Origin of the sequence: Moorena sp. SIO3B2, from assembly GCF_010692525.1 — a bacterium.
Lineage (GTDB): Bacteria > Cyanobacteriota > Cyanobacteriia > Cyanobacteriales > Coleofasciculaceae > Moorena > Moorena producens.
In genome coordinates this window covers 1-2944 of sequence record NZ_JAAHHE010000590.1, presented here as the reverse complement: position 1 = coordinate 2944, position 2944 = coordinate 1, and the positions used below count along the sequence as shown (strand labels likewise).

Annotated in this window: 3 protein-coding genes; 2 read left to right on the top strand and 1 reads right to left on the bottom strand. The window is 45.2% G+C overall.

What is annotated here, in order from left to right:
• Window positions 1–122, bottom strand: a 122-nt coding sequence (locus tag F6K38_RS38460; protein WP_287360175.1) for an ATP-dependent Clp protease adaptor ClpS, incomplete at its 3' end; no start/stop codon positions are given.
• A gap of 124 nt (window positions 123–246) precedes the next feature.
• On the opposite strand from F6K38_RS38460, the gene F6K38_RS38455 reads away from it, so the two are divergent.
• Together F6K38_RS38455 and F6K38_RS38450 are read left to right on the top strand one after the other, a co-directional pair.
• Entirely contained in the window at window positions 247–1149 is a 903-nt protein-coding gene (locus F6K38_RS38455; protein WP_287250079.1) for an alpha/beta fold hydrolase, read from the top strand.
• Window positions 1150–1633: 484 nt separating this feature from the next.
• Window positions 1634–2563 (top strand): NF038130 family PEP-CTERM protein, encoded by a 930-nt coding sequence (locus F6K38_RS38450; protein WP_044495355.1) that lies wholly within the window; start codon window positions 1634–1636, stop codon window positions 2561–2563.
• Window positions 2564–2944: the final 381 nt, after the last annotated feature.

Here is a 2944-nt window from a genome sequence, read left to right as displayed (position 1 = left end):
GTTTCCATCAAGGTTTTCACCACATACTCCATAGAGTTGAAGTCATCATTATGGAGCAATACGCGATAGCGAGGCGCGTGTTTACGAACTGTTGAACGCTTCTCAATGGTTTCGACTGACAAAGCTTGTCCCTCTCTATTTTAGATGTTTACACAAACTCTCCATTATATACTGCCATTAGTCTAACATCAGACATCTGGCAGGGAGCGCTATGATCAAAAAGTTAACATTACTTAATAGTTTACCGTGACTACCCAGGTAATTGCTACCCCTTCTAATACTCCCATCCCTGGAACTTACTGGCAGTGGCGGGGGGAATCTATATATTATGTACAGGCTGGACAGAAGCAATCAGGATACCCACCGTTACTATTAATTCACGGATTTGGGGCATCTACAGACCACTGGCGCAAAAACATTGCTCAATTGAGTCAGCATTTTGAAGTTTGGGCGATTGACTTGTTGGGGTTTGGACGTTCTGGTAAACCAGATGGGGAGTACAGTGGCAATTTGTGGCGAGACCAATTGGATGATTTTATTACAGAGGTGATTGGTCAACCAGTAGTCTTAGCTGGAAACTCCTTGGGGGGTTATTCAGCTTTGTGTGTGGCTGCACAGCGTCCTAGCTCCGCCGCAGGTTTAGTATTGCTCAATAGTGCTGGACCGTTTAGTGATACTCAACCTGTTACTAAGGTCAATCCTGTTAAAAAAGTTCTCAATAACGTAACCAAATCAATTTTTCTACAACCTTGGGCAAGTTTCCTGTTATTCCAGTACCTGCGGCGACCGTCAATCATTCGCAAAACCCTCCAGAAGGTTTATCTTGACCAGGATGCAGTAACGGAACAGTTAGTAGACGAGATTTATCGCCCCTCTTGTGATCCTGGTGCTGCTCAGGTATTTGCTTCTGTGTTCAAGTCACCCCAAGGGGAAAAAGTCGATGTGTTGTTGGAACAGATGACTTGTCCGTTATTGATGCTATGGGGAGAAGGGGATCCTTGGATCAAGAGCAGAGAACGGGGAGCAAAGTTTAGGGAATATTATCCTCAGTTAACGGAATATTATCTACAAGCAGGACACTGTCCCCATGATGAGATACCAGAACAGGTGAATAATCTGATCAGGTCTTGGGTAATCGGTAATCGGTAATCGGTAATCGCTACAAGATTGAAAATTTATAGCACTACCCATTAAGGTGTTTGACATTGATACACCTTGAAAAAGGTGCGACCCGTGGGGAATTTAATAATTAGATGCGGGAACGAAGTTACCGCATTAAGAGGGTCGCCTTTATGGGTTACTGGCTATACGTAAAAGGGTTAAAACTTTTGTAATAAGGCGACCCTCTTCAAGATTTCCTCTCCGGAAAGCGCACCTAAGCTGTTGTAGTCAACTTTAGCATGCATGCCAGCCCCCCTTACGCGCGGGGGGTTAGGGGGGATTCCTCTTGCCTTGCGCGTAGCGCTATATTGCCCTATTCAGGACTGAGGAACTGACGCACTCAGGATTATGTCAAAGATTAACATAACTTAAACCCCATCAAAAACGCGATCGCTAACATCCAACTCCGATACTAAAAAAAAGACACCAAGTCCTGCCAGCAACCTGAACTAACTCGAAGGGAGACATGTCAATGAAAAGCACAGTAATGAAAATGTGGCTCGGTGCCTCAATTATTGCCGGTATCAGTGCGATCGCCACTACCCCAGCTGTTGCTGGAAGCCTCACAGGAGCGACCCTAATCGGTAGTGACTACCTCAAGATTGCATCTGACGGTACGAATACCTATATAGATCCAGGTGCTAGTTTGTCAACCCTCTTGCAAGGTGACGCTAGTGACCCTGGTGGAAACGTAGAGCTATTTGCCAGCAGTGAAACCCTGGAAAACTTCCAATTTTTCTTCTCTAACGATGTCACTAGCCTAACAGGTCAAATCGGTGGTAAGGACATCACCTTGAGCAGTCTGACATTCGCTGACTGGGCTACTGATTTTGGTGGCATCACCTTAGCTCAGAAGTGGTTCAGTGATGCCTTAACTGCAAACGGTCTTGTATCTTTGATTGGGTCAGGTCTAGATAATGTTCTGTATGGACAATTTTTCGGCAATGGAGGATTGCAACGATTTAGCGATCCCAATATTTCCTACCTCAACCAAGATGACACAACAGGCCTAATTACCATTGGGCTAGCAGGTCACTTTAATGCTAGAGATATGTTGGCAGAGATAATTCCTCCAGCCTTCGCTGGTTTCCTACCACCTAGTATACAGGCTAGTGAAATTGTCAAGGTTGAATACGATGGGAAAACCCAATACCTTTATGGTTTCGAGGCCACAGATTCTGGGCTGGTCAGCCTTGACGATAATAACGATTACACGTATTCTCACACAGGCAACTACCAACTGGCGTTCGGTGGCTCTCTTCCACCGCATTTATCGAACCCACAAGATGTGCCTGAATCCTCTACTTTGCTTGGTCTAATCGTTGTGGGTGGTTTGTTTACTGCTGGAGGGTTAGTGGACAGTAGGCAAAAGTATCACAAAGCTTGCCAAAAACTCAAGTAATTTGCTATACTTTAACTATGTTCTTAGTGCCACAACCTTGTCTCAATTAAATAAATTTCCCGAAAACCAAGGGTTTTGTAGTGACATTGGATCTGGTTTACGCACTTTTATGGCGCACGAGGAATATTTCTTCGTGAAGCGCGGAGATACCCCCTGGCGTTCGAATCAGCTGGCATTGGCGGGCTAAAGTTGATCTTGGTAGACTTTGGTAGCTAAAAAGTATCGGAAACTGCGAAAATCTCACTGTTAAGCGAAATAGTGAACAATTTTACTGAGAGGGGCGCACAACCAACCGTGCGCCCCTCTCAGTGATCAAGCAGTTCATGTAGGGTGGGCAGTGCACCAGACAGATAATCAAGCTTGCAAAGGGCGTTGCTAGGC

Excerpts from the sequence above, each read along its gene's own strand:
- F6K38_RS38450 (WP_044495355.1), top strand. The coding sequence starts at position 1,634 with ATGAAAAGCACAGTAATGAAAATGTGGCTCGGTGCCTCAATTATTGCC.